24 protein-coding genes, 3 tRNA genes and 1 riboswitch are annotated in these 26642 nt (G+C 38.7%); of the genes, 11 read left to right on the top strand and 16 right to left on the bottom strand.

Features of this window, described 5'->3' with window-relative positions; genetic code table 11:
• Positions 1 to 41: 41 nt before the first annotated feature.
• Positions 42 to 1565, bottom strand: a complete 1524-nt coding sequence (thiC, locus tag DI076_RS04290) for a phosphomethylpyrimidine synthase ThiC (protein ID WP_108958770.1) — start codon at positions 1563 to 1565, stop codon at positions 42 to 44.
• Between the two features lie 118 nt (positions 1566 to 1683).
• A riboswitch (TPP riboswitch) is annotated at positions 1684 to 1796 on the bottom strand.
• A 44-nt stretch (positions 1797 to 1840) separates the two neighbouring features.
• The gene (locus DI076_RS04295; protein ID WP_108958771.1) at positions 1841 to 2212 is read right to left on the bottom strand and encodes a PilZ domain-containing protein; all 372 of its coding nucleotides are present in this window, start codon (positions 2210 to 2212) and stop codon (positions 1841 to 1843) included.
• A gap of 109 nt (positions 2213 to 2321) precedes the next feature.
• On the opposite strand from DI076_RS04295, the gene DI076_RS04300 reads away from it, so the two are divergent.
• On the top strand, positions 2322 to 3479 hold the full coding sequence (locus DI076_RS04300) for an Lsa36 family surface (lipo)protein (protein ID WP_108958772.1): 1158 nt from the start codon (positions 2322 to 2324) through the stop codon (positions 3477 to 3479).
• A 121-nt stretch (positions 3480 to 3600) separates the two neighbouring features.
• Positions 3601 to 4224, top strand: a complete 624-nt coding sequence (locus DI076_RS04305) for a hypothetical protein (protein WP_100727507.1) — start codon at positions 3601 to 3603, stop codon at positions 4222 to 4224.
• Here DI076_RS04305 and DI076_RS04310 read toward each other — a convergent pair.
• The 5 genes from DI076_RS04310 to DI076_RS04330 all read right to left on the bottom strand — a co-directional run bounded on the left by DI076_RS04310 (position 4221) and on the right by DI076_RS04330 (position 7393).
• The gene (locus DI076_RS04310; protein ID WP_108958932.1) at positions 4221 to 5501 is read right to left on the bottom strand and encodes an MFS transporter; all 1281 of its coding nucleotides are present in this window, start codon (positions 5499 to 5501) and stop codon (positions 4221 to 4223) included. The genes DI076_RS04305 and DI076_RS04310 overlap by 4 nt on opposite strands.
• Positions 5502 to 5584: 83 nt before the next feature.
• Entirely contained in the window at positions 5585 to 5950 is a 366-nt protein-coding gene (locus tag DI076_RS04315) for a phasin-related domain-containing protein (RefSeq protein ID WP_108958773.1), read from the bottom strand.
• 187 nt (positions 5951 to 6137) lie between these two features.
• Positions 6138 to 6713 carry a bifunctional nuclease family protein gene (locus DI076_RS04320; RefSeq protein WP_100727504.1) on the bottom strand — a complete coding sequence of 192 codons (576 nt, stop codon included), beginning with the start codon at positions 6711 to 6713 and terminating at the stop codon, positions 6138 to 6140.
• Between the two features lie 26 nt (positions 6714 to 6739).
• Positions 6740 to 6813, bottom strand: a tRNA-Ile gene (locus DI076_RS04325).
• A gap of 61 nt (positions 6814 to 6874) precedes the next feature.
• On the bottom strand, positions 6875 to 7393 hold the full coding sequence (locus tag DI076_RS04330; RefSeq protein WP_245918266.1) for a hypothetical protein: 519 nt from the start codon (positions 7391 to 7393) through the stop codon (positions 6875 to 6877).
• Here DI076_RS04330 and hemW point away from each other — a divergent pair.
• The 4 genes from hemW (at position 7361) to DI076_RS04350 (ending at position 9277) form a co-directional block, all read left to right on the top strand.
• Positions 7361 to 8533: a radical SAM family heme chaperone HemW gene (gene hemW / locus DI076_RS04335; protein ID WP_108958774.1), complete on the top strand. Its 1173-nt coding sequence runs from the start codon at positions 7361 to 7363 to the stop codon at positions 8531 to 8533. The two genes, DI076_RS04330 and hemW, sit on opposite strands and share 33 nt — an antisense overlap.
• Before the next feature lie 79 nt (positions 8534 to 8612).
• Positions 8613 to 8686: transfer RNA gene (locus DI076_RS04340), tRNA-Ile, on the top strand.
• 11 nt (positions 8687 to 8697) lie between these two features.
• Positions 8698 to 8770, top strand: a tRNA-Ala gene (locus DI076_RS04345).
• Between the two features lie 75 nt (positions 8771 to 8845).
• The gene (locus DI076_RS04350) at positions 8846 to 9277 is read left to right on the top strand and encodes a CBS domain-containing protein (protein ID WP_108958775.1); all 432 of its coding nucleotides are present in this window, start codon (positions 8846 to 8848) and stop codon (positions 9275 to 9277) included.
• Here DI076_RS04350 and DI076_RS04355 read toward each other — a convergent pair.
• Both DI076_RS04355 and DI076_RS04360 read right to left on the bottom strand, forming a co-directional pair.
• A complete protein-coding gene (locus tag DI076_RS04355; RefSeq protein ID WP_108958776.1) occupies positions 9274 to 10032 on the bottom strand; it encodes a ribonuclease H-like domain-containing protein in 759 nt (252 codons plus the stop codon). The genes DI076_RS04350 and DI076_RS04355 overlap by 4 nt on opposite strands.
• Positions 10014 to 11102, bottom strand: coding sequence for a pyridoxal phosphate-dependent aminotransferase (locus DI076_RS04360; RefSeq protein WP_108958777.1), 1089 nt, complete (start codon positions 11100 to 11102; stop codon positions 10014 to 10016). The genes DI076_RS04355 and DI076_RS04360 overlap by 19 nt, the downstream gene beginning before the upstream one ends.
• 46 nt (positions 11103 to 11148) lie before the next feature.
• Between DI076_RS04360 and DI076_RS04365 the strand changes: the two genes are divergently transcribed.
• From DI076_RS04365 to DI076_RS04380, 4 genes are read left to right on the top strand one after another with little or no spacing between them, the layout of a single operon-like run.
• Positions 11149 to 12903 carry a phospho-sugar mutase gene (locus DI076_RS04365; protein WP_108958778.1) on the top strand — a complete coding sequence of 585 codons (1755 nt, stop codon included), beginning with the start codon at positions 11149 to 11151 and terminating at the stop codon, positions 12901 to 12903.
• Positions 12900 to 14117, top strand: coding sequence for an aspartate aminotransferase family protein (locus tag DI076_RS04370; RefSeq protein WP_108958779.1), 1218 nt, complete (start codon positions 12900 to 12902; stop codon positions 14115 to 14117). The genes DI076_RS04365 and DI076_RS04370 overlap by 4 nt, the downstream gene beginning before the upstream one ends.
• Positions 14114 to 15193, top strand: a complete 1080-nt coding sequence (gene leuB, locus DI076_RS04375) for a 3-isopropylmalate dehydrogenase (protein ID WP_108958780.1) — start codon at positions 14114 to 14116, stop codon at positions 15191 to 15193. The genes DI076_RS04370 and leuB overlap by 4 nt, the downstream gene beginning before the upstream one ends.
• A gap of 15 nt (positions 15194 to 15208) precedes the next feature.
• Positions 15209 to 15619 carry a response regulator gene (locus DI076_RS04380; RefSeq protein ID WP_100727496.1) on the top strand — a complete coding sequence of 137 codons (411 nt, stop codon included), beginning with the start codon at positions 15209 to 15211 and terminating at the stop codon, positions 15617 to 15619.
• On the opposite strand, the gene DI076_RS04385 is transcribed toward DI076_RS04380, so the two are convergent.
• Genes DI076_RS04385 through DI076_RS04400 form a run of 4 tightly spaced genes read right to left on the bottom strand, consistent with a single transcriptional unit; the run spans position 15600 to position 20842 of the window.
• A complete protein-coding gene (locus DI076_RS04385; protein ID WP_108958781.1) occupies positions 15600 to 16334 on the bottom strand; it encodes a purine nucleoside phosphorylase YfiH/LACC1 family protein in 735 nt (244 codons plus the stop codon). The genes DI076_RS04380 and DI076_RS04385 overlap by 20 nt on opposite strands.
• Positions 16331 to 17899 carry a hypothetical protein gene (locus tag DI076_RS04390; protein ID WP_108958782.1) on the bottom strand — a complete coding sequence of 523 codons (1569 nt, stop codon included), beginning with the start codon at positions 17897 to 17899 and terminating at the stop codon, positions 16331 to 16333. The genes DI076_RS04385 and DI076_RS04390 overlap by 4 nt, the downstream gene beginning before the upstream one ends.
• Positions 17900 to 17902: 3 nt before the next feature.
• Complete coding sequence (locus tag DI076_RS04395; RefSeq protein ID WP_245918288.1) at positions 17903 to 18964, bottom strand: hypothetical protein; 1062 nt, start codon at positions 18962 to 18964, stop codon at positions 17903 to 17905.
• A 30-nt stretch (positions 18965 to 18994) separates the two neighbouring features.
• A complete protein-coding gene (locus DI076_RS04400; protein WP_245918267.1) occupies positions 18995 to 20842 on the bottom strand; it encodes an extracellular solute-binding protein in 1848 nt (615 codons plus the stop codon).
• 78 nt (positions 20843 to 20920) lie between these two features.
• Here DI076_RS04400 and DI076_RS04405 point away from each other — a divergent pair, with 78 nt between their 5' ends.
• The gene (locus DI076_RS04405) at positions 20921 to 22240 is read left to right on the top strand and encodes an alpha-amylase family protein (protein WP_369689757.1); all 1320 of its coding nucleotides are present in this window, start codon (positions 20921 to 20923) and stop codon (positions 22238 to 22240) included.
• Here DI076_RS04405 and DI076_RS04410 read toward each other — a convergent pair.
• The 3 genes from DI076_RS04410 to DI076_RS04420 all read right to left on the bottom strand — a co-directional run bounded on the left by DI076_RS04410 (position 22230) and on the right by DI076_RS04420 (position 26619).
• A complete protein-coding gene (locus DI076_RS04410; RefSeq protein WP_108958785.1) occupies positions 22230 to 24284 on the bottom strand; it encodes a RelA/SpoT family protein in 2055 nt (684 codons plus the stop codon). The genes DI076_RS04405 and DI076_RS04410 overlap by 11 nt on opposite strands.
• Positions 24284 to 25147, bottom strand: a complete 864-nt coding sequence (nadC, locus tag DI076_RS04415; RefSeq protein WP_108958786.1) for a carboxylating nicotinate-nucleotide diphosphorylase — start codon at positions 25145 to 25147, stop codon at positions 24284 to 24286. Before nadC ends, DI076_RS04410 begins: the two co-directional genes overlap by 1 nt.
• Positions 25148 to 25218: 71 nt before the next feature.
• The gene (locus tag DI076_RS04420) at positions 25219 to 26619 is read right to left on the bottom strand and encodes a lipoprotein LipL71 (protein WP_108958787.1); all 1401 of its coding nucleotides are present in this window, start codon (positions 26617 to 26619) and stop codon (positions 25219 to 25221) included.
• Positions 26620 to 26642: the final 23 nt, after the last annotated feature.

Here is a 26642-nt window from a genome sequence, read left to right on the forward strand (position 1 = left end):
GACCGGGTTTTTTATTCAATAAACTTGATAAACTCTACAAACTAACCATTCGAATCTTCCACACCTACTCCCACCGAATCTTTGCGTAAATCTGATGTGAGTCGCATCGAACAAAAATGAGGTCCACACATCGAACAGAAATGAGCTTTTTTCATTCCATCTTGTGGGAGAGATTCATCATGATACGACCTAGCAAGTTCTGGATCAAGAGAAAGGGCAAACTGGTCTTCCCAACGAAATTCAAAACGAGCTTTACTGAGTAAATCATCTCGTTCTTTGGCACCAGGGTGGCCTTTGGCAAGATCTGCAGCATGTGCGGCAATTTTATAAGCAATCACCCCTTCTTTTACATCTTGTTTATTCGGAAGACCCAAATGTTCTTTTGGTGTCACATAACAAAGCATAGCGGTTCCATACCAAGCAATCATCGCCGCACCAATGGCCGATGTGATATGGTCATATCCTGGAGCAATGTCTGTCACAAGTGGTCCAAGTGTATAAAACGGGGCTTCCATACAAATCTCTTCTTGCAAACGTACGTTTTCCTGGATGAGATGCATAGGAACATGACCTGGACCTTCCACCATCACTTGGATGTCATCGGCCCAAGCTCGTTTTGTCAACGCCCCCAAAGTTTTTAATTCCGCAAATTGAGCTGCATCGTTTGCATCATTGATACAACCTGGTCGTAATCCATCACCTAACGAATAAGAAACTCCATATTTTTGCATCACTTTGGAAATAGCATCAAAATGTTCATACAGAAAGTTTTCCTTCTTATGGTGGTTACACCACTTCGCTAAAATGGAACCACCTCTGGAAACAATGCCTGTGATACGTTTTTCAGTCAGTTTGACGTAATCACGTAACACCCCTGCATGGATGGTAAAATAATCAACACCTTGTTCTGCTTGTTCTTCCAGTGTTTCGAGGAATACTTGGATGTTTAAATCTTCTACTTTTCCTTTTACTTTCTCTAAGGTTTGGTACAAAGGAACGGTTCCAATGGGAACAGGAGAATTGCGGATGATCCATTCCCTGGTTTCATGGATGTTTTTTCCCGTGGATAAATCCATCACAGTGTCAGCTCCCCAATGTAAGGCCCAACGTAGTTTTTCCACTTCGTCTTCTATGGAAGAAAGAATCGCAGAATTTCCTATATTGGCATTAATTTTCACTAAAAACTTTTTCCCAATGATCATGGGTTCGAGTTCCAAATGCCGTTTGTTCGAAGGAATAATCGCTCTACCAATTTTAACTTCATTCATCACAAATTCTGGTGACATTCCTTCCCGTTTTGCCACGTATAACATCTCTTCTGTGATGATATCTCGTTTTGCATAATAGAGTTGGGAAAAATTTTGATCTCCCCTACTTTCTCTAACATCAATCCAAGACTTTCTTAGTTTCGGAATTCCTTGTTTGTAATCATATGTTTCTTCATGGATACAATACATCCCTTCCGTGCGGTAGGTTTTGAATTCTGTACCATCCGACAAAGGAATGGTGGTTTCTGGTGTAAACATTTCATTTACAGGCAAATGGTTTGGATGGTTTTGAGACATGAGATTTCCTTGGCCGGAATCACTCATCACTGGTTAGGAAGAGAAGGGAAAGGAGTATAACCGAAGTTAGCGTTAAAAAAACCATTTCTAATGAACATGGCCACTTTCACATGCTAAGGAATATTTTTTCCCGTTTCCCTTCGCAAGCATTACCAAGATCAGGTTCAAAAAGGGTATTTCTCAGCCGAATTTTTGGTAAACCAAAAACCTTAGGCACCCCTAACGGTTATCTCTTATCCTACGGGATTCAAATTTTTTGACAACAAAATATATGTTTAACTCAAAACCCGATTTTGCCTTACCATACGGTTGATGTACACTTGTAAGTCTTGTTTCCCTTTTGGGCCCATGGCAGTAAACTGGACACCGTATACTCCAGATTCTTTTGATTTTTTACCAATTTGTTTGATCACACCTTTTGCCAAAAAATCAGCCAAATCACCAGGAAGAGCCACAAGGATTTCCACGGTTTCGTTCATATCCCATTCATCAAAATGGTTAGGAGCCACGATTCCCACCCCACCCATACTGATGTCACTTGCATACAAAACATCTAATAACGCCGTTCCCATCAAATGGATCTCAACTGGTTCGTTTTCGAGGGGTTTTACGCGGACATATTTCCGTTTTTCTTGGATAGGAGCCATATTTGAAATTTGGCATGGTTTTTCCTCCTTGTAAACTCGGAAATTCTAAGCATCCCAATTGTTAAGAAAACGTAGACCAGACTCCGATATATGGTAAAATGGGACCCTCATGAGAAATCGTACACTCACACTCCTTCTAATTTTGGGAACATCATTAGTTTCCCCTAGCCGAATGGACGCAGGTGTTACCTGTTCTGGAGATGCTTGTACGATTTTACCAGCCTCCATCCAATCTCAAATCAACAATTTAGACCAAGCCTTAAAATTACAGTATACAGACAAAGTTCTAACAACGATGTCGGAAGCAGCGGTAGTCTCTAACATCAATTCCTCCATGATGGGACCAGGACTTGTGAATCGGTTTCAAGTGGGACTTGGTGTTGCACTCGCGGGCCAACAAAAAGAAGACATCAACGTAGCATACCAAAACTTAAGTTTTCAAAAATTACCAAATGTAGGTGCATCACTTGCACCTAACTTTGTTGTTGCGGTTAACTTAGGTTGGCTTATGGGTGGTGGACCGTCTGATACAGAACCAGAACTCAAAACCTTTTTACATCGATTTAATTTGTATTTACATGGTTTTAAATTTAACTTTGCCCAAGGTGATGTACAAAAAGCAATCGAAGCACAAAACAAAAATGTAGATTTAGGGGGAGACATCACATCAGGTGGTTTTACCCTTCGTTACCACTTGATTGAAAACTATTCTGATGGAATTGGACTTTTTGAATTTTCAGGAATCTCCATGGGACTTGGGTTACATTACCAAAGGCAAGTCATTGACGTCACATATAACGACAATAAAACGCAATCACTCACATTAGGTCCCGCTGTTGGTACTTGGGGTGGAGCCACTACCTTTAATTATTCGAGTACAGTCACAAGTGTGCCCATAGACATCCGCACAGGATTTCGTTTGTTTTACTTTTTTACTCTATTTGCTGGAGGGGGAACTTCCATGAATTTTGGTAGTTCCTCTCTGAACTTAACTCGTTCTGGCCCACTTGTCCTTGCTCTTGATTCCAATGCGATCACGGCTTCCCTCTCTCCAGAGATTGCTGCTCTCATCCCCACATCTGCTCTTGGCCAAACAAAGACGGGAACCTTATCAATGGATATCAGCGGAAAGGCACAAGCACCTAACACCACAAATTTTCTCATTGCCGGTGTGGAAATCAACGCACTCATCACCAAACTCACCGTGGAAGCGGTCGTGGCACAAAATGTCCAATCCGTAATGGTAGGGGCAAAATTTGCCTTCTAAGAGACTCTTTGGCATTATTTTTGCATCTTTTTCAATGAAACCGTTTTAGAACCAGTGCAGGCAATTCCTGGCACGGATTGTTTAAGTTCTAAGCAAAATGCAAAAGTTTTAGGAGAGTGTTATGGCACAAGTCATACAAGAAATCAAAAAACCGATCCTCCATATATCCTGTGTCCCGAGAAAGGACACAACTCTCCTGAAAATTTCCCTTTCCCAGGATGATTTGGGGATTTTATACCGAGTGACTTCGGTTCTTTTCAACCACCGCTGGGATATTTTGGAAGCCGTAGCAGAGACAGCAAGTGATGGGCATGTCCAAGACTTATTTGTGATCCGCAGTTGGGATGGTGCTGAGATGACAGAAAGCCTCCTATCCCAAATTCGTTCTGATTTATATGCACTTTTTTATGAAGGCAAATCAGTAGCGATGTACCTTCGTGAAAATGCAAAAGAAGAAATCCTTGTACGCAAAATTGGAGACTCAGAAGCTTCCCTCAAACTTTACAATCCCATTTCTTCTGATTTTACAGTCATGGATTTACGAATGAAAGACACTCCTGGAATTTTATTTCAAATTACAGAAGCGTTGTATCATTTAGGAATTGATATCATTAGTTTTACAGCGAATAGTTTTGACGGGAAAATTCGAGATAGTTTTTTACTCCGCACCTCTCTCACAGGAGAGAAGTTAGATGAAAAGCTCATGTTTCCTATGTTACGTGCTAAATTAGAATCCTTTCTTTAAGTGGTTCGTTCTTGTTGTTTCCCGAGTAAAATCGTAAACCCACAAAGGAGGAGTAAGGAAACAAAAAAAGCAAAACTAGGTCCCTTCTGAAAGTATAACAAAGAGAATACGATTGGAGAAACAGCTCTTCCCAGGGATCCAAAACTGCGAAAGAGCCCAAGTGACCTTCCGAGATCCCCTTTTCCACTCTCTAAAGAAGCAAAAGAAGAAAGCCCTGGGTTTACTAGGGCACTTCCAAATGCTAAAAAGAAAAGGGAAACGAGTAACCCCACAAATTCAGATCCAAAAAGTACTAAGAGTGCCATTCCCAATACCACAATAAACCCACCATACAATGAAATTTTCTTTTCTGAAATTTTACCAGACAAACGTCTCACCACACCACCTTGCACTAGTATGATGATGATTCCAATGTATAAAAACGTAAATCCAATTTGTTTGGGGGAAAAGTGATATGTATCGGAAAGAAAAAAATTCACAACAAATTCAAATCCAGAAAAACTTAACACAAACAAAAGATTGAGTAAGGAAATCCGAACCAAATTCCTAGATTCAATTTTTTTTAAGGATAAAAATGGATGGATCTCTTTTTCTTGAACTTTCTCTGGTCTGGTTGCAGGTAAAAACAAATACACAAGCACCATAGAAACAAGTGAAACGAATATGGAAAAAAATGCCGACGCAGGGAAAATCACAAACGTCCCTTCCTGGTACAATGAATCCAAAAACGTCCATTGGGAACTAATTCCACCAAGAAGCGGGCCCATCACAAAACCAAGACCAATCCCTGCCCCTAAAATTCCCATTCCAGCGGCCCTTGATTTTTCGTCCGTTTGGTCAGCCATAGCTGCAGATGCGACAGATAAATTTCCTCCCATCATCCCTGTAATGACTCTGCTCACCACAAACATCCAAAACTGGGAAGAAAACAACCATATCACATACCCTATGGTATTTCCAAACGTTGTGAAAAGTAATATGGCACGCCTTCCAGAATGGTCTGACAACCTACCCCAAACAGGTGCCGCCAAAAATTGCAAAAAACTATAAATACTTCCTAAAATTCCACCAAACAATACAAAGGTGTATTTGGTTTCACCACCAAATGATAAGATGTTTGCAAATGAATAAAATGTTCGAAAGAATACATCATCTCCTTTCGATAGAAAAAACTCTAAGGTCTTTGGGAATAGAGGAAACAAAAGGGAAAACCCCATCATATCGGTAAAAACAATTAAAAACAAAATGAATTGTATTTTTTTAGGAGACTGACTCATCATGGCTACTCTGTGAAAACAAATAAAAAAAGCCACAGAAAACTCTGTGGCTTTTGGTGATTTTCATCAATTTCTTGAAACAACTATTTTGATTTCGCTTTGTCGATTAGAACTTTAAGTTCATCTAACGTTTGTTTCAATTTCTCTTTCACTTGAGGAGGGATTGCAGTATCAATTTGTTGGTAAATTGATTGGTAGTTTGTTTGTAATTTTGCTACAATTTCATCATAACTTGCGTTAGTTTTTCCAAGCGCACCTTGAGCATCAGCAATTGTTTTACTTAATAGGTCACGGATTTTTTGAGTTTCCGCTGATTTATCAAGTTCCCCTTTTGATTTTAACTCATTGTAAACTTTTTCTAAATCCACAACTGCAGTTCTTAACTTTTCTTCACCAGAACGAAACAATGCGATTCCAGCGTTTACGACATCCATAACCAATTTTTCCATACAACATTCCTAACGAAGGGATACACCCTAGATTTTGGATTCCAAGTCTATGAAGGAGAAACAGGGATTACAATAAAAAAATTCCAACTCTTCCGATTTCTATGAGACATAGTTAAATTTGGCCAATGACGTAGCAATGACCTGGTTGCTCCATTGGTGATGACTTGCTTATTTCAGTTGGATCGGATCAACTGTTTTCGATGAGTTTTTTGATTTGGTCGCGGATTTTTGCCGCAGTTTCATAATCTTCAGTTTTCAGAGCATTTTCCAAAGTCTCTTCTAAGATTTGGAGGTTTGATTTGGGAAGGGCTTGGATTTTTTTCTCAGAAGAGATGTTTTCCCCTTGGATTTCATCTTCTTTCATGATGATACCAGTCTCATCTAACACAGATTTTGCGATAAAGATTGGTGCATTGGCACGTAGGGCAAGGGCAATTGAGTCAGAAGGCCTTGCATCCAAAGTGATAATTTCCTCATCTCTTCGCAATTGGATTTTTGCATAAAACGTACTGTCCACAATCTCTTCGATTGTAATTTTCAGAACAGTGGCACCAAGTGATGTTAACATGTACAACATCAAATCATGGGTCATAGGTCGTGGTGGTTTTGTGCCATCAATGACTGTAGTGATGGAATGGGTTTCGAGAGGTCCAATGAAAATCGGAACCACACGTTTATCTTCCGAATCCTTTGGGCGCAGGAAAACGGCAAAACCAACATTTGTCAGGCTGATATCAGAAATTTTTACTTCATAAAACTCCATACAATATCGTTCCCTTTCCTGTTTTGTGGGCCCAGAAGGGCTCGAACCTTCGACCCGCAGATTATGAGTCTGCTGCTCTAACCAACTGAGCTATAGGCCCCACTGACTTCCAATCTTTCGAGGAAATAAAGAGAGACAAGCACAAAACAAGTGACTGGTCATTAAAGCGAAAGAAAGCGGTTGGATTCAAAAAAATCGGTAAGGTCCTTACGATCTGATTTCCATTGGATCCATATCCAAAGATAGGGTTTCGCATCCATTCGCACCCAAACTTGGTTACGTAATGCATTTTGGTTACGAACTTGGCCTGCTTCATACACTTGGAAGGTTTTGCCAAGTATGACTCTCTCATATTGTTTTGGCTCTATGGGTGTATGAAATACGGACCCAACCCAAAGGTTTTTGTCCGTGATGGGTTCACTCCAGGGTAAAATCCTGACAACCATAAAAAATCCATCTCGTTTGGCAGGATAGACTGTGAGTTTTTTTTGGCTAGTGGACTCAACTTTGACAATAACAGGTTCTGGAAATTGAAATGAAAACGATTCCCAGAAAAAGTTTTGGTTTGGTTCCACAAGAGTCTGGGAAAGAATCGTATTAGATAAGGCAAATACGAACAATAAAGGAATTGAAATACCTTTCATCACATGAAACAAACAACAAATGAAACCATCTGGCAAGTCAGAAATTCCTTTTTAGGGATCTATGTACATTTCCCCTATTGTTTCAAAAAATGTGATTATTGTGATTTTTATTCAGAAGGAATTGGCAGTGGACCAGCTAACGATGAAATGTCGCTCTTTTCTTCTTACCAGAAAGAAGTTTTAGAACGAATTTCCCATTTTCCAAACCTAAAAAACAAAACCATTGATACTGTTTTTTTTGGTGGTGGTACACCATCGAAGGCCACAACAAAACTTTGGGAAAACTTCCTCCACTTCCTTAGATCCGAATTTGAGTTTGCCAAAGACACAGAAATTTCTATCGAAGTAAACCCAGAAGACCTAAATCCAAACTTACTCGACGAGTATGCAAAGATTGGGATCAACCGTGTGAATGTAGGTGTACAAACGCGTAATCCAATTGGTTTGGAATTTTTAGGAAGGCATTATGATAAAGAAAAATATGACTCTCTTCGTAGTACATTAACAAATTCCCCCATCAAACGTGTGGGAATTGATTTGATGTATGGAATTCCTGGTTTACAAGAGTCTGATTTTTTTTCCGACTTAACATATTTTTTGGAAGCGGGTTTACCCCATTTGAGTTTGTATTCTCTTACTTTGGAAAAAGGGACCCAGTATTCACGAGATGTAAAAGATCATAAAAAAACAGAACCGGAAGAAAGGACCCAATCGGAAATTTTACTCACCTTACCAGAGTTAATGGGTAGAAATGGATACAGATGGTATGAAGTTTCCAATTATGCCAAACCAGGTTTTGAATCCAAACACAACCTTAAGTATTGGACTTATGAACCCTACCTTGGCATAGGACCTGGTGCCCATGGTTTCGTTGAAGGTTCTCGTTATGGGAATCCAAGAAATGCAAACCTCTACCAAAAAAAACCACCTAAAAATCAATACGAAGTGGCAACTCCCAATGCGGAACTTGCCCTCACCCTCTTTCGGTTATTTTCTCCGTTTCAGTATTTAGATTTTATACAAACTTATTTAGATACTCCAAGCCAAACCCATTACATCCAAACCATTCATAAATGGGAAAAACAAGGACTCTGTTCCCTCTCCGATGGTGTATTCCAATGGGAAAGGGAAGCATTACTTTTGTTAGATGATCTGATCTTGGAAATCACCAATTGATTTTTCTCTTTGGATTGGCAAAATAATCCTAAAAAAAGATTGCCCATAGACCCCTCTCGAAAAATACTGTTCGTATCCCGGGCCTGTAGCTCAGTTGGTTAGAGCACTCGCTTGATAAGCGAGGGGTCACAAGTTCAAGTCTTGTCAGGCCCAAGAAAAGAAACGGGGCGTTAGCTCAGCTGGGAGAGCATCTGATTTGCATTCAGAAGGTCATCGGTTCGATCCCGATACGCTCCAAAAACCCGTTTTCTCTACCTCCCTCCTGTAAAAATTTCTTGCTATCTCTCCTAATTCCATTACACCAAATGTGTCATGTCCGTAAAAGAAATCCTTAAAGACAAAGCCTCCTCCGTTCTTTCCATCGAAGAAGATAGAAATGTATTGGAAGCCACTCAGATGATGGTGGGTGCCAAAGTGGGATCACTCATTGTGACCTTCCAAGGAAAACTTGTTGGTATCTTTACAGAGAGAGACCTAATGCGTGTGGTTGCCAAAGACCATGCGAATTTGGATAAAATCAAATTAAAAGATGTGATGACCACTCAACTCACGGTTGCAGGTCCTGACGAAGACGTGGATGATATTTTAAATAATATGATCACAAAACGATTCCGCCATATGCCTGTACTTGACGGGGACAAAATTATAGGACTCATTTCCATTGGAGATGCTGTCAAAACCAAACTCAGTAAAACACAAGCCGAGATGCATATCCTCAGAGAGTATATGTATGGCCCACATTAAAACAGCCGGTTCTCCGTTAACAAATCAATTGTTTTCTCTAACACAATTTTAAGATTTTTCGTATCTTCTCTGTTATACGCGATTAACTTATCAAGGGCTTCTTTATTGTTTGTTTGTTGGTAGGAATACCAAAGGAGAGGTGCTTCCCTTCCATCCATCCCGGCGATGGCTTCGGGTCGCACAAGGCCTAGTTGGATTTCCGATTTTTTTAATCCTCCTTTGATCCCAATGGAATGTAAGAGGTTCATTAGATCCAGTTGTGGATTTTTCACACGGGTATGAAATTCTCTTTCTAAAAAGGGAATATCAAATCGCCTGCCATTGTAAGTTACGATGATGTCTTCAGGAAAAATGGAATCAAATAAAAACTCTAAATCTTTTCCCCGTTCAAACGTACGAATGGTTTCGTTTTGAAACAAACTCACAACCGTTGTCACAGAAGATTCCGATATCCCCGTGGTCTCAATGTCTAAAAAACAAAACCGCTCTGGAAAGTTTTGCCATAACCTCCAATACTCAAGGCTTGGAAGTTCATCTGTAAAAAACGTAAAATTGGTCTCCTGAAATTCCATTTCCAATTGTTCCAAACGTTCTTCTAAAATGGAAACTGAGGGTAAAAGAGGATCGTTTGTTGTTTTTTGGTATTGGATGAGAGAAGGCCAATCATACACACCAACACCAAACAATTGTTTTTCTTTTTTTTCCCCAATGCCTGGAAACAGTTGCAGGCTTTGTCTTAAATGAGATCCGTACATGATTTCCACCGTTTCAGTCCTTCTAAAAACACATCTTCCTTAGCACCAAATCCAATCCGAAGGAAACCTTCCATTTCAAAATTGGATCCAGGTAAAACAAATACACCAGTGCGATCAAACAGTTTGTCAGCGTAGTCTTCAGATGTGATTCCATTTTGGATTTGTAACCAACCGACAAGACCTCCTTCTGGTGGGGAAAATGATTCTACCTTCGGCAAATCTCGCCAAACAGAAGTAAAATGGTCTATGTTATTTTGTACACGTGTTTGAATGTTTGGGAGGAATGTTTCTTTTTCCTTTAGAAGTCCAAGTGCGATTCGTTCGGAAATCGGGTTTACCGTATGAGTCAAATAATCCTTAAAAGACCTGGCACGTTTGATGAATGGTTTGTCAGCGATAAGCCATCCTACCCTAAGGCCTGTTACACCAAAACATTTCGTAAAGGAACCTGTACCATAAAAATTCTGTTTCGGATCCACTCCCGTTTTCCCCATTCCCCCACCTTTGGGTAAAAATCGGTAGTGTTCATCGAATACTACGGTTTTCTTTTTACTTCGTAAGACTGTAAGGAGTGAGTCCCACTCACTTGTGTCAAACGTCCTACCGGAAGGATTGTGAGGGTGGTTGATCAAATAGAGATCGGCTTCAATGCCCTTCCAGGTAAATGCGGAAAATGCATTCGTGTAAGGAATTGGGAGGATGTTAGCACCTAGCATTTTTGGGATTTCATACAAGGCTTGGAAAGCAGGCCAAACCAGCGCAAGGGTATCACCTGGTTTTACCAAAAGTTGGAACGCAATGTACAAGGCCTCGCCAGTTCCCGTTGTCACAAGCACTTCTTCCGGTGAAACACCTGGATACAAATTGGAGATGGCCATACGGAGTTCGTATGAGCCTTGGTTTGGTGCATCATACATCGGAATTTGGGAAAGATCTTTCCAACTAAGTCCCGCCATGGAAAGCATTTCCTCCATCGTATAGTGGGATAGTCCACTTTCCCCTAAATTACAAAATGCGGTCAGACGGAATCGTTCCAGTCTATCTTCTATGAAAAATTCTCTTGGTTCCAAAATTGATTTCCAGACAACTTAGCTTCAAAAGATTAGTATGTAAGCTATGTTGAAACCAGAAGACAATATCCTATCTTGGACGAAATCACCTTTTTCTACAGAAATCCAATCCGAAGCCAAAAAGGCATACGAAGATTGGCAAAAAGGAATCACATCGGAACTCGTCGATTCATATGCACACCCGCTCAGTTTTGGTACGGGAGGGATCCGAGGGAAAATCGGAAATGGAATTGGCAAAATGAACCTCTATACAGTGGGTCGTGCTGCTCTTGGTTTTCTTAGTTATTTAAGAGACACAAAAGAAAATCCATCCATTGTCATCGCGTATGATTCCAGAAGGTTATCAAAAGAATTCGCGGAACTTTCAGCAGGCATTGGTGCTACCCTCGGAGTTACCGTTCATTTATTTCCCAAGGTAACACCTACCCCACTATTGTCTTATGCCATTCGTTATTACAAAGCAAGTGGTGGGATTGTCATCACTGCTTCTCATAACCCACCAGAATACAATGGGTTCAAAGCCTATCTTTCCGATGGAGGACAACTTGTCCCACCAGACGATGCCCTTATCATCAAACGAATTGGTGAGATTGAAGATTGGTCGTCCATCCCAATGCTTTCCAAAACAGACAAAGTTTATAAAAAATTTGTGAAGTCAGTGGGAACTGATTGTTTTAAAAGTTACTTAAAGGATTTAAAAAACGCAAAAATCCAATCCAAAGCAAAACCAAAAACTCGCACCAACTTAAAAATCGTTTACTCTCCGTTACACGGGACTGGTGGAGAGTACATGAAAGAGATGTTATCCTATTTCGGATATAAATCTGTATTTTTAGTACCAGAACAAAAAAAACCAGATGGTGAGTTTCCAACGGTCAAATACCCAAACCCGGAAGAAAAAGAAGCCCTCGCCTTATGTGAGTTTCACGCCAAAAAGAAAAAAGCGGAAGTGTTCATTGCCACAGACCCAGATGCAGACAGATTGGGAGTGGGTGTTCGAAAGTCCGATGGGGAATATGAGTATCTAAATGGAAACCAAATTGGGTCCATTATGGCAGCTTACCTTTGTGAACAAAAAAAAGCAAAAGGCAAAGTATTCCACTTAGTGAAAACCATCGTCACAACTGACTTACAAGAAGCAATTGCCAAAAAAAATGGAATCAAAATCAAAAATGTCCTCACTGGATTCAAATACATCGCAGAAGAAATGAAACAAATTGAAAAAAAGAAAAACAATTTGTTTCTATTTGGTGGAGAAGAATCTTATGGATACCTTCCCGTACCATTTGTTCGCGACAAAGACTCCCTTTCGAGTGCACTTCTTTTTGTAGAGATCCTCGCAGAAAAAGGAGACCTACTCAGTTACCTAACAGAAATTTATTTGAAGTATGGACTTTACCGCGAAAGTCTATATTCACTAACATTAGAAGGGAGTTCTGGACAAACCAAAATCAAAGAATCCATTGAGGCCTTACGAAAAGAAAACCTAATCGGAAAAATGATTGGGGGAAGAAAGGTTGTGGGTGTCTTAGACTATGAAACACAAACTGCTTCCGGCAAAAGTAAAACCTCTGTATTCAAAGGGATGCCAAAGTCTAATGTAATCCAAGTAGAACTGGAAGGAAATGCAAAACTCACCATACGTCCTTCAGGAACAGAACCTAAGGTAAAAGTTTATTCTTCTTTTGCTTCCCAGAAAAAACCGAAAAAAACATCCGAGATCCCATCCCTATGGGAATCACTTGGATCTGAAATTTCCCTCGCTGAAACCGAATTTTTAAAACTAGCAGGCCTATTATGAGTTCCGAAACCAAAACTAAATTTGAAAGTATCAAAACACTTTCGGATAAATACCTTCTCAATACCTACAACAGATACCCAGTTGCCTTTCAATATGGTGTTGGAGAAATGCTCTTTGACCAAGATAACAAGGGTTATATCGACTTTTTAGCTGGCATTGCTGTTTCCAATTTAGGTCATGGAGAAGCAGATCTCATTGAAGCCATTCGAAACCAAATGGATAAAATTTTCCATTCTTCGAACTTGTATTATTCGGAAGAACAAGCAAAACTTGCGGAAGTCATCATTGAAAATAGTATCCCTGGAAAAGTGTTTTTATGCAATTCAGGAACTGAGGCAAACGAAGCTGCTTTCAAACTCATGCGTCGCCATGGGGTAAACCAAAACATAGACAAACCAGTCATTTTAGCCCTACAATCTAGTTTTCATGGAAGAACTTTGTCTGCTATGTCCATGACGGGAAATGAATCGGTTCGAAATGGTTTTGGAGAACTCGCAGCTGACATCCATTTTGTAGAAGCCAATAACGAAGATTCCCTCATCCAAGCTTTTGAACAATACGGTGGATCCGTTGCTGGGATCATCATGGAACTCATCATCGGTGAAGGTGGCGTAATTCCACTTTCTCAGTCGTTTGTAAACCTTGCACGTAAACTAACAGAAGAAACCAATTCTCTTCTTGTGTTTGATGAAATCCAAACAGGCATGGGTCGAACAGGAAAGATGTTTTGTTTTGAACACTACGGAATGTATCCAGATGCGTTTACTCTCGCAAAAGCACTCGGATCAGGATTTCCGATGGGTGCACTTGTTGTTTCGAAGGAATATGAATCTGTTTTGGAAAAAGGGATGCATGGATCTACTTTCGGTGGAAACCACCTAGCATGTGTAGCTGCATATGAAACATTTAAGATCATCCTATCACGTAATTTACTCGATCATGTCTCCACCATCTCGGAACAAATGTTCCTTCGTTTAAAACAAATGATGGAGTCCACAGGTAAAATCAAAGAAGTCCGTGGTAGAGGCCTTCATATTGGTGTAGAACTCTTTGCAGAATCAAGACCCGTTGTGGAAGAATGTTTAAAACGTGGCCTTGTGGTCAATAGCACAGCAGGAAAAGTCATTCGTATTATCCCTCCTCTCATCTTAAGCATAGAAAAAGCGACAGAAGGGTTGGATATTTTAGAATCAGTTTTAAAGGAAATGAAATGAAGAAAGTAGCAGTACTAGCCGGTGATGGAATCGGCCCAGAAGTAATGGAAGTGGCCCTGCAAGTGGTAGGGAAAGCATTAGGAAACAAAGCAAGTGAATTTAGCTTTGAACACGCATTAGTTGGCGGGGCAGCCATTGATGCCACTGGATTTCCGCTACCAGAAGAAACTTTAAAACTTTGTGAATCATCCAGTGCTATTTTTTTTGGATCAGTAGGTGGACCAAAATGGGAAGGCCTTCCTCCCGACAGACAACCAGAACGTGGTGCCCTACTCCCACTTCGCAAACACTTTGATTTGTTTGCCAACCTTCGACCTGCGATCATTTACCCAGAATTAAAAAAAGCAAGCCCCATCCGTGGCGACATCATTGGTGATGGCCTTGATATTCTCATCTTACGCGAGTTAACCTCTGGGATCTACTTTGGAAAACCAAAAGGTCGTGAAGGAAGTGGGCCTGAAGAATTTGCTTATGACACCATGCGGTATTCCAGAAGGGAAATTGAACGTATTGCTCGCACCGCTTTCGAAGCGGCTAAAAAACGAAATAAGAAAGTAACAAGCATTGATAAAGCAAACGTTCTCACCACTTCCGTATTGTGGAGAGAAGTTGTGGTGGAACTTCATAAAAAAGAATTCTCGGACTGTGTTTTGGAACACCTCTACGTGGACAACGCAGCCATGCAGCTCATTGTCAAACCGAAACAATTTGATGTGATGCTTTGTGAGAATATGTTTGGAGATATCCTTTCAGACGAAGCTTCCATCATCACAGGTTCGATTGGTATGTTACCGTCTGCTTCCCTTTCAGAATCTGGTTTTGGACTCTATGAACCATCTGGTGGTTCTGCACCTGATATCGCAGGGAAAGGAATCGCCAATCCGATTGCTCAAATTCTTTCTGGGGCTCTGATGTTACGATATTCTTTCTCTATGGAAAAAGAGGCTGTTGCTATCGAAAACGCCATCCGCACAGTGCTCAAAAAAGGGCTTCGCACACGAGACATCGCCGAAGAAGGAACAACAGTCCTTGGAACGAAAGAAATTGGTGTTGAAATCGAAAAGGCACTTGGATAAGGTACGTAGAACATCATGCAAGCAGGCATAGGACCGACAGGCAGACCATATCAGATTCTCATTGCTGAGAATTCCAAATTCCAGTCGAAACAACTCCAACAGATTTTGGAATCGGAAGGTTTCAAAATCATAGGAATTGCTGAAACGGGAAAAGAACTTCTTAAACTGTACAAGGAAAATCGCCAACAAATTGACCTTGTTACCATTGAAATCTTTTTACCAGAAGTAGATGGTTATGCTGCATTTTGGGATATGAAAGAGATGGGAGTATTACCGAGGATTCTATTTATCTCGGAAGAAAACACTCCTTCAGTCATCAAAGCGTTATTAGAAAACGGTGCGATGGACTATATTGTAAAACCCATCAAACGAGAAAAAATCTTAGAAAAAATCAAAGAAACTCTGATTAAGATTCCCAAAGTATAAAATTCAAATTCCGACCCTCTTCTTTGGTCCTATGACTAAAGTAAAGAGGGCTTTGGAAAACATCTGTATGTCGATTGACAATTCGAATGTTCTCACCAAATCGCTGTTCCACTCTCTTTGTAATCGCAAGTCCCACATCCAAAAGAAACTTACCACCACTGATTGGCATACAAACTTCCGTTCCCAATTCGGTGAAAAAAACTGCTACATCTTCTCCCACTTCATAATGTTTTCTTTGGATATAAGGCCCTAGTTCGAGAATTAATTCCTCAAAGGAAAAACCTTCGCTGATGAGTTTTTCGATCATTTTTTCAGTAATTCCTAATTGTGTACCTTTCCAACCGGAATGTAGGACAGAAACAAACGGTTGTTTTATGGAATAAAGGAATACGGGCACACAATCAGCAGTTCGCACCACAAGAACTTGGTTTTTTTGTAAGGAAAAAAGTCCGTCCCCTTGCTTCACTTCGATGACTGGTATATGATTTGTTTCAGAAGGAAACTTTTCAATGTGATCACCATGAACTTGCCCTAAACTATGGATCTGATACGTTGGAATTGAATAGGTTTCTGAAAAAACCTCCCTAGTATATGTGAGCCAATCCTTGGCTGATTTTGGAAACACTTGGTTTCCTTGAATCGTATTTGAGAGTTCCACTTTCCCCAATGTGCCATAAGTAATCTTTCCATACGGAACCAATACAGATTGTTTCATTTGGAATCGTTTTTCCCAAAAAAGACTGTTTGTTTCAAATCCAAACCTTCAGACAAAAAACGTTTCGTTAGATCATCACAATTCCAATCCTTCCTTTGGCAAAGTGGATTCATTTTGATTGGATCATAATTCCAAAGGTAAAACCTAAGTGGCGAAGAGCGCCATGTATAAGTGACAAAGGGAAGATCTAATTCAGGCAGACGATGATCGAGCAAAAGATCGATTTTACGAAAATTCAAATCCTCATAAGAGAGTTTTGTTTCGTGACCAACTCTCCCCCTAACATCGATTTGTTTTTTCGCAAAAATTTTGTCCGTAAGCCCTGACTCTGCTTCAAACGCAAAATTGGGTTTTAAATAATAAATGAAATGAGCCTGCGCTCCAAAAAATGCCACTCGAAAATTCTCTAGAGCACCTTCATCATATCCATTTTGATCAATTAAGTGTTGTTCATAAAACATTCGTTCTTCGCCAATTCCATGCCAATCAGGTACACGTTTGCCATCGGATTTTAATGGGTCGGTATAAATCGCAGAAGAAAGGACAAAGACTAAGGCAAACAGAATCGAATTTTTGGAATAGATCTGATAAAAACGATATTTTTGATTGGACTCAATTTGCGACTCGTTTGTCCAAAACTGGATCCTTTGGAATGCTAAATAAGAGAAAAAAGGTAAAATCGGAATCCAAAACCGGTTCCCCATAAAGTCACCACCGACATACAACACATAAACGATATAAAGTATGAGGGTATAAACAAGGAATTGATTTTCTTTTTTTGTACGAAAGATATGGAAGATCTGAATAACAGTGAGTAGAATTACAAACGGAAACAATGGATAGGATCTTAACAAATACAAAAGATAATAGAACCCTTGTGAAAAATAACTTCCTTTATTCCCTTTGGCATAAAAGGTATTCGGAAAAAAATCTTCGTAATAAAAAAAACGTAACGTACAAAAAAGTAAGAACAAAACTCCAAAAACAATAGGTTCTTTATACTGTTTTTTTCGTATCCAATCCAGTGATGCGAAAACCAAAAACAAAGCCCCTTCAGGGCGAATGAGTGATGTTAGGAAAAACACGAGAAACACACGTTTGTTTTGTTTTTCCCAAAGTAACAATCCCCAACTTAAAAAAAAAGTGAATACAGAAGTTTCTAAACCCGAACTTGCGAATATGTACAAGTGAAATAAAAATGCCAAATGGACAATGAGTAAAGGGTAAACATTTCCAAAAGAAACTTTATTTTCAGCAGTAAAAAACAAACACAAAACTAGAATATAAAAAAAGATTCCTGTAAACACAGACAACAGCTGTGGTTTGATACCAACAAAATAACCAAGGGATAAAAAGAGAGTCCAAAGAAAATTTGTATATCCTTCCACCTTCTCCCCTAGATTAAATACTAAACCATTTCCTTCAAAGAAATTTCTAGCATACACAAAACTTATGTAAGCATCATCACAAATCCATCTCCAGTGATATGCTTGGTAAATAGCAAACAAAATCATCATTGCTGCTAATAGATAATAAGAAATAAAATTACGTTTTAAATCCAACATACACTAATCCAATTCAAACGATTTGATAAACTCTTCAATGATTAGAATGTGATCCATCTCGGGAGTTGGATTTTCTAAAGAAGGTTCATAGAGATAGTCGTCAAACACATGAAAATCAAAAATTTTTAGTTCAAAATCAGGTAACGTGATGATGATGTTTTCTGCATGGATATCAAATATTAATTTTTCTTCTTCAGCTAAATACTTTGTAACTTCAATCACACGATTAAAATCCACTGCAATTTTTTTGAGTTTCGATTTGGAGATCACTCCAAACCTGTGAGAATCAAAATTTAATTTCCATTTTGGGAATAGTTTATCCAAAATCGGATTTTGGTCTAATTTTTCGTTGCGGATGGTAAATTCTTTTAAATGTTTCCCTGCAAGAAGAGGTTGTTGGTCACAGGGTGTCAGGGTGACGTTTGGAATTCCAAATGGATTTTTCCTCATTCGTAATCCCATAAAAAAACGGGTGGGAACAACTAAATCAGGAATCAATGATTTTAGTTTCCAGTAATGTAACCGTTCCAAACCCAATCGTTTGAATTTAAAATCAATTTCGTCTTTTTTGGAATCTCGGAAAGTTTGCCTTTTTAAGAAATCTCTAAGTTCAATTTCCTCAGGTTTTAAAAATCGAGTTAAATCTCTGCCTACTTCTTTGAATAGGGAACCGAAAATCACATCAGAAGGTAATTTTGATTTTCCTATCTTGACCACTTGGTTCCAAGGAAGTTTATAAACAAATTTATAAGAACCTCGTCCTATATAATCGTTTAAGGACAGAGGCATAAAATTATCTAAAAATTCACGATTGTAACGATAGGTCATTCGAAAGACATGCGAAACAGGAAATAACCTCTCGTATAAATTTCGAATAAAACCAGATTTTCGAAGAACTTCATCCACTGGTAAGTCTTCCAGTGGAATGGGTTCTTCATTTTTATTTGGATCGACAAACAGCTCTTTGTCGAGACCCTTCTCCAACAATTCTAAAAATTGTGGAATTTTCCCCCAACTAGGATATTGATTCCAAAGTTGTGAGATCCGATCACGGATCCCTTTGATTGGACCTTTTTTATCTGCCACTAACTAAGATTACTTCCAACGAACAATGGATTCGTAATCGAAAAACTTTTCTTTTTTAGAAAGGCTCTCAGTTAACTTTTTATCTCTTTCTTCATCATACCACCAATAGTCAGATGAAAAACTCTCATCTCCATATTTACCAAGTGGTAAACTAGGCATTCCGTATTTTTGCCAATACAAAAGTCGTGTGCTTGGCAAATGCCATAGTAATACATATGGGTATTCTTTATAAACAATTCGATCAATTTGTTTGAGAATTTCGTTTCGTTTGGTTACTGAAAATTCAGTTTTTTGTTTTTCAATGAGTTTGTCCACTTCTGGTATTTTTAATCCAGGTAAATTAGGTTGCCCTTCTTCATCTGCATACTTTGATAACCATTGTGATTCAGGATCTTTAAAGATCCCGGACCCCCAAGCGGCCCAAGTCATATCAAAATCATATTTATCAACTCGTTCACTCCAAGCAGCTAAATCCAATGTATCAATCGATGCTCGGATACCCACTTCTTTGGCTTTCTCCAGAAACACTGTAAAATATTTCTCTGTTTTTTTATCTCGATCAAGGATTGAAAACTGGAATGGTTTTCCATCTTTTTCCAAAATCCCTTCCGAGTTAGGTTTCCAACCAGCTTCTGCTAGTAATTTTCTCGCCTTTTCAATATTAAACTCTGTTGGAATGTTTGGATTTTTTTCACCACCTAAATAAAAATCTGGGTAATAACTATTTGTTGGATCATATTCACCATACGCTAGTTTATCGATCATTAATTTCCGATCCACAAGTAAGTTCATTGCTTCTCTCACACGTTTGTCAGCAAATATAGATCTCCGAGAGTTCATTGCCCAACCTTGGAATCCAATTGGTTTCAAGTTGAAAATACGTTGTTTGGCAATCCAATTAAGATCAAAAGCTTCCCCTTTTGCCTCTTCTACCCATACAAATGCTGAGTAAACAGGATAAATGTCTATATCACCTTTTTTGAATGCTTGTAAGGCTACTGCTTCTTCGTTATAAACTTTGTATACAATTTGATCAAAATTGTTTCGACCTTCGTTAAATGGATATGCCCTTTGCCACCAATCTCCTCTTCTTTCTAATTTGATGTATCGGTTCTTTTTGACTTCTGTTATTTTATATGGACCTGAAACGATCGGAAATTCCATATTTTCTTTATTAAAATCTTTCCCTTCAAAATGATGTTTTGGTAAAATAAAGATGGACGATGCGATATCATTAAAATTATTCCAATGAACTTCTTTTGCCTCAAAAACAACTGTTAGGTCATCTACCTTAACAGGTTTTAAGAAACGAGAAAGAGAGATTCTAAATACTGCCGTTCCATTTTTTGGATTCATGATAGTATCATAAGTAAAAATAACATCATCTGCGGTAACAGGTTTCCCATCAGACCAACGTGCATTGGAATCTAAATAAAAAGTGAACTTCTTTTTGTCTGGAGAAATTTTCCATTCCTTTGCAAGGTGAGGGATGGTTTCCAGCGTAAGTGGATGATAAGCTGTAAGCGGTTCGTATAAACTTGTAAAGATTCGTGCAGTAGTTGTAAACTGGTCTAAGTAATAGTTCAATGATTTTGGAAATTGATGAGAGTAGATCCGTATTCTACCTCCCTTTTTTGCCTTAGGGTCCGCGACTGGATTTTTTACTTGTAAGGCTTTCGGTATGGAATTTGGATCACCTTCCCAAGCAAGGTCAACCACGCGGCTCAGACTTTCTTTATTGTCCTCTTCTGAACAATTTTGGAAAAAAAGAATTGGTAAAAGACAGGTAATCCCCACCAAAACAAACTTGATTACTTGGGAACGGACCATATGGTATTGAACTAATTTATGAAACATCCCTTCCATCAAATCCATTTGTACGAGATAGGCTCAAGGCTTTTTTGTGGAAAAAAGGGGGAACATCTTCCTGTTATTTTGAATGAATTAGAAAAAAAAACTCCCTTTGATTGGGCAGATGAAATTTGGCTTATGGGTGTTTGGAAAAATAGTCCAAGCTCACAAAGAATCGCACAAACAATGCCTGAACTAAGGCCAGGATACGATTCTGTTAAATCACAACTGGCAAACACTGATATTTACGGATCTCCCTATTCCATTTATGAATACAATTTGGACCCTCTGATAGGTGGAGATCAAGACCTAACAGTCATATACGAATGGTTCCAATCCAAAAACAAAAAACTAATTCTCGATTTTGTACCCAACCATATGGCAATTGATTCGCCACTGGTTTCCGAATTTCCAAATTTATTTCTAAAATCTATCCCTACGGAAGAGGATAAAAATAGTTTTTTACACCCAAATGGAAATCGTTACAAACATGGTAAAGATCCGTATTATGATGGTTGGACGGATACAATCCAATGGGATTTTTCAAACCCTGAAGTAGAAAATCACCACATTCAAATTTTAAATAAGATCGCAAAACACTGCGATGGTGTTAGATGCGATATGGCAATGTTACTTTTACCTGATATTTTTGAAAAAACTCACGGGAAACGATCCGTATATCATTGGGAAAATGTTATCAATTCCATCAAAAGTGAATTCCCACATTTTCGATTTTATGCAGAAGTCTATTGGGGATTAGATGGTACATTACGTTCATTAGGTTTTGATGCTACTTATGATAAGACACTTTATGACGAGTTGGTGCATCATAAATTAGATCAGGTGGCAGAACTCATTTCATATGAATCTGAACAGATTTCAAAGCCAAACTTAATTCGTTTTTTGGAAAACCACGACGAAAATAGAGCCAAACTTACATTTGGCGAACATTCCAAAACATACTTTAGTTTATTATCTTGTCTACCAGGCATTCTACTTCTATTTGATGGCCAAGAAGTTGGTTCTCTCAAAAAAATTCCTGTCCAATTGAAAAATGCAGATGAAGAATCACCTGACAGAGAAACAGAAGAATTTTACAGGAGAGCCTTTTCCACAATTTCCAAACGTTCCACTCAGATCGAATACCAAACTGTACATTACTTAGAAATGAACCAATTGCCTGTTTTTATGCGATTGCTGATCTCAAACAATCAGACAGAACTTTTCCTTTGGAATTATCATCAGGTACCTTGTTCAGGATGGATTCCTTATGAGGAAAAAATACCATACAAGGAAACATTAATCAATATTGTTTCGAATCAGGTTTACCCGCAAGGCAAACCACAAAAAGAAGGAATGTATTTCAAATTAGAACCAAATGAGATACAATGGTTTATTTTTTAACCCTTTCAGCAAACACTACACCTTGAATCATTCTCAAATTTTCTAATATTTCTTTTAGTTGGTCCAAGTGATCAACTTCTAACATGAATTTGGCGGTCAGTGTTCCATTCGGATGAGAAGAAGCACCTGCCTCCAAAATATTTGTTTCTGTACTCGAAATGGATTCCACCATCGATAGATAAATCCCTTGTACGTCTTTGGCACGAACTTCAATTTGGATAGGGATTGGTTCACCAGGTCCTTCCCATCGAACTGGAATTGTTTTCATCCATTCTAACTGTTTGGTTGCCGTTGAGCAGTCTTTTTTGTGAACACTAACACCTCTTCCACGTGTGATAAAACCGATGATTTCATCCCCTGGAATTGGTGTACAACAAGAGGCAACTCGAACTGGTACATCATTCCAACCTGCAACCGATATCCCAAACTCCTTTGATTCTTCTTGGTTTTGGTTCGGTTTTGTTGGTTTTTTAATTTTTACTTTTTTGATTTCTTTGATGGTATTTTCATCAAAGCTTGGATTTGAAGCTTCTAAGACAGAACCAATGGTTTCTTTTTGGGAATCTTCCTGCAGTTTTCGAAAATAAGCACGTAACTTTTGTCTGGCGCCAGAAGTTTTCACAATCCGAAGCCAGATTGGTGATGGTTTCGAATTTTTTTCCGTAATGATTTCTACTTGGTCACCCGACTTCAATTCCGTACGAAGTGTAACCATTCTACCATTCACCTTACCTCCACGCGCGTGAAGGCCTACATCAGTATGGATACGAAATGCATAGTCTAAAACCGTCGCACCTTTAGGCATTTCGATGATTTCACCTTTTGGTGTAAAAACAAAAACCTCATCTTCATGAAGATCATATTGGAGTTCCTCCATAAACTCTTTTGAGTCTAAACTTGGATCTTGCCATGATTTTAAAATCTCCAACCACTTCATTCGGAAGGCATTTTCTACACCATTTTGTAAGATAACAGATGAACGAGAAAGGTTCGTCGATTCTTTGTATGCCCAATGTGCTGCCACTCCATTCTCAGCAATGGCATTCATTTCTTTTGTACGAATTTGTACTTCCATGGGACGACCGTCTGGTCCAAACACAGTTGTATGTAAAGATTGGTAAAGGTTTGTTTTGGGAGTGGCAATATAATCTTTGAATCTTCCGGGGATAGGAGTCCATAAGGTATGTACAATTCCAAGCACACCGTAACAATCTTTAATTTCATTCGCTATGATTCGAACAGCACGTAGGTCAAAGATTTCAGAAAAAGATTTTTCCTTGGTGACCATCTTGCGATATATTGAATAAAAATGTTTGGCCCTTCCGTCTATCCTTGCATCAATATTGATTTCTGCTAATCGTTGTTTTAAGATAATTTTAATTTTTTCAATGTATTCATCACGTTCAGATTTTTTAGCAGAAACTCTTTTTTTGATTTCTTGATATTCTTCTGGATGTAAAGACTGAAAGGCTAAATCTTCCAATTCAAATTTTACCTTATAAACACCAAGCCTACCTGCAATAGGAGCATAAAGAGATAACACTTCTTTGGCGATTCGTTTCTGTTTCTCTTCCGGTTGGAATTTTAAAGTTCTGACATTATGTGTTTTATCTGCCAGTTTAATTAACATCACACGCACATCTTTAATTGTAGCAAGTAACATCTTTCGAATGTTTTCCGCAGCTTCAGTTTCTTTCGATTGCGATTTAATTTCAGAGATTTTTGTAACACCTTCTACAAGAGCAGCAATGTCCTCACCAAACTCTTTTGCCATATCTTCTTTGGTGTAACTTGTATCCTCTACAACATCATGTAATAATCCTGCTGCGATTGCCCTTTCATCTAGACCTAATTCATCTAAAACAGAAGCTACATTCATCGGATGGATGATATATGGTTCGCCAGAAAGCCTTTTTTGCCCTTCATGCATTTTATCGGCAATGTGATATGCCTTTTCGATAAGTTGTGCTTTTTCAGGACCAAGTCTTTTTTGGACAGCATCAAATAACTCTTGTTTGTCCTTTATATCTTGATAAAGTCCCATTATTTGATATCCAAACTTATGTCCAAAAATTTCACAGTATGAGTTAAATATCCCATACTCACTCCAATTCCTTCAAACTTAGATAAAAATTTTAATTTATCGGGTGTAATACCACCTGAACATTCGATACGAATCTCTGGGGCTTTATCTTTTAAGATATAAATTGCTTTTTCGGTATCCCCATCGGAAAAATTATCCAAAAGAAGGATATCTGGTTTGGATTCGATGGCATCTTCTAGTTGGGAGAGCCCATCAATTTCCAATTCAATTTTTTTCCCTGGATTTTTTTGCCGTACCATTTGTACCGCTGATTGAATCGAACCTGCTTTTGTTATATGATTATCTTTTAACATCGCCATATCAGATAAATTGATTCGGTGATTGGCACCACCACCAGTGTATACCGCATATTTTGCTAATTTTCGATAACCAGGTAAGGTTTTTCTAGTATCTAGGATGAGGAGATTTGGAAACTGTTTGGCAACTCGATTGGCATTTGTGGCAATTCCAGAAAGGTATTGGATGAAATTGAGTAAAATACGTTCCATTTTTAAGATGCCAACGAGAGATCCTTTTAACTCACCAATGATCGTTCCTTTGGATAAGGGAGCCCCATCTTCCAAAATCTGACTCCAAGTTACGTTTGTTTTCGATTTTTGAATTAGGCATGGAATCACGGAAAGTCCACATAATACACCTTCCTCTTTCGCAAGTAGGATAGCAGTACAAGATTCTTCAACAGAAAACAAAGTATCCGTTGTAATGTCTCCCGCAGGCAAATCTTCTTCCAAAGCCAATTGGACCAAAGATTCAAAGTCTTTTTCTGTGATTGATGTTACGGGAGTTGTATATCCTCTATTCATATTCATCCTATAATTTAGACAAAAAAAAAGCTGTCTTTACGACAGCTTTTTTCAAATCACCTAAACAATGTTTATTGCTTAGGAGCTTTTCCAATTTTCCCCGTTTTTGGTGGGATATTGAGTTTTTGTTTTGGATAGATTAGATTTTTATTACGAATGGATTTACGATTCGCTTCAAAAATACGTGGCCAAAGTTTTGCATCACTATAGATATCTTCACGATCTGCGATTCTCCAGAGGCAATCTGCAGGATTGGATTTTTCTACTGTGTATCGTTTCCAACCACCAGACAATTCTTCCACTTGAGAAGAAGATGCTTTTGTATCTTTTGTTTCAGTGGTTGTTGTCTCGGTTGTTTCTACCGTTTTGCGATCTTTTTTAGCTACGTTGTTTTTTCCTTTGAGAGTTTCGATTTGGTCGATAGAAATTTCCGCCAATCGAATTGCTTCCTCGGATTGAGCAATCGAATCCTCAAACTTATCTTGTTCTAATAAGTTCCCAGATGCTTGTAAAGATTCATTGGATGCACCAAGGTTTTCTTGTGTGCTTGCATATGATTCTTTTGCATTTGATTTGAGATAGGTTTCTGCATTTAACTCACCAAATCGAACGTTTGCATCTTCAACCACTTCACGTGCTTGTGCATTTCGATTTTTTGCATGGTCTTTAATAGAATCTTGCAGTAGGGATGCAGATGCCAATCGAGCAGCTTTGATTTTTTCGTCCGCTGATTTTAATTTACCTGCCTGGATGTCTTCTCTTGCAGAAGCCACTCTCGCTTTTTCTTCATCAATGGCAGGGTTTCCTGCTTTTGAATAGGATGCTGCTTTATCGAGTAATGCGTCTACTTCGTCTGCAGATTTTACAAGTGCTCCACCTGATTTCTCAAGTGCAACTTTCCTTGCGTCTGAACTGATCTTTGATGCTTCTTGGAATTGGTTATGAGCATCTTCATATTCTTGTAAAGCAACAGTTCTTTTTAATTCTTTTGCAGTTTCGTCTTTATCTTCACGTAAGTAAGAAGCAAGGCTAGCATCAGCTTGTGCTAATTTAGTTTCACCTGCATCTCTTGCACTCACTGCTTTTTTATATTCTTCGGGAGTGTATTCAGACGCGTATGCTTCGTCTGCAGCGTCAATGGCAGCAACTGCCTCTTCTCTCGATTTTGCAGCTAACTTCGGTAATGTTTTTTCTAATGCATCATAAGCTTTGGAAATTGCATAGTCAGCACTCTTTTTGGAGTCCGATGCTTTTTCTTCGGCAGCAAATTCATTTGCAGAAACTAAACTTTTTTTAGCCTCAGAATATTCTTCAGGGGCATATTCTTCTGCGGAAAGTCTTTCAGCTCTTTCTACTTGAGATTTTGCCAAAGCTAATTCTTTGAGAGGTAGTTCTTGGGAGCAGTTTACAAAACCTGCTGAGAACAATACCAAAGCGGAGAGAAAGACAGATGTCTTTTTCTTTCTTAACATAACAAACTCCTTAATGTTTGGTA

This window comes from Leptospira ellinghausenii (genome assembly GCF_003114815.1).
Lineage (GTDB): Bacteria > Spirochaetota > Leptospiria > Leptospirales > Leptospiraceae > Leptospira_A > Leptospira_A ellinghausenii.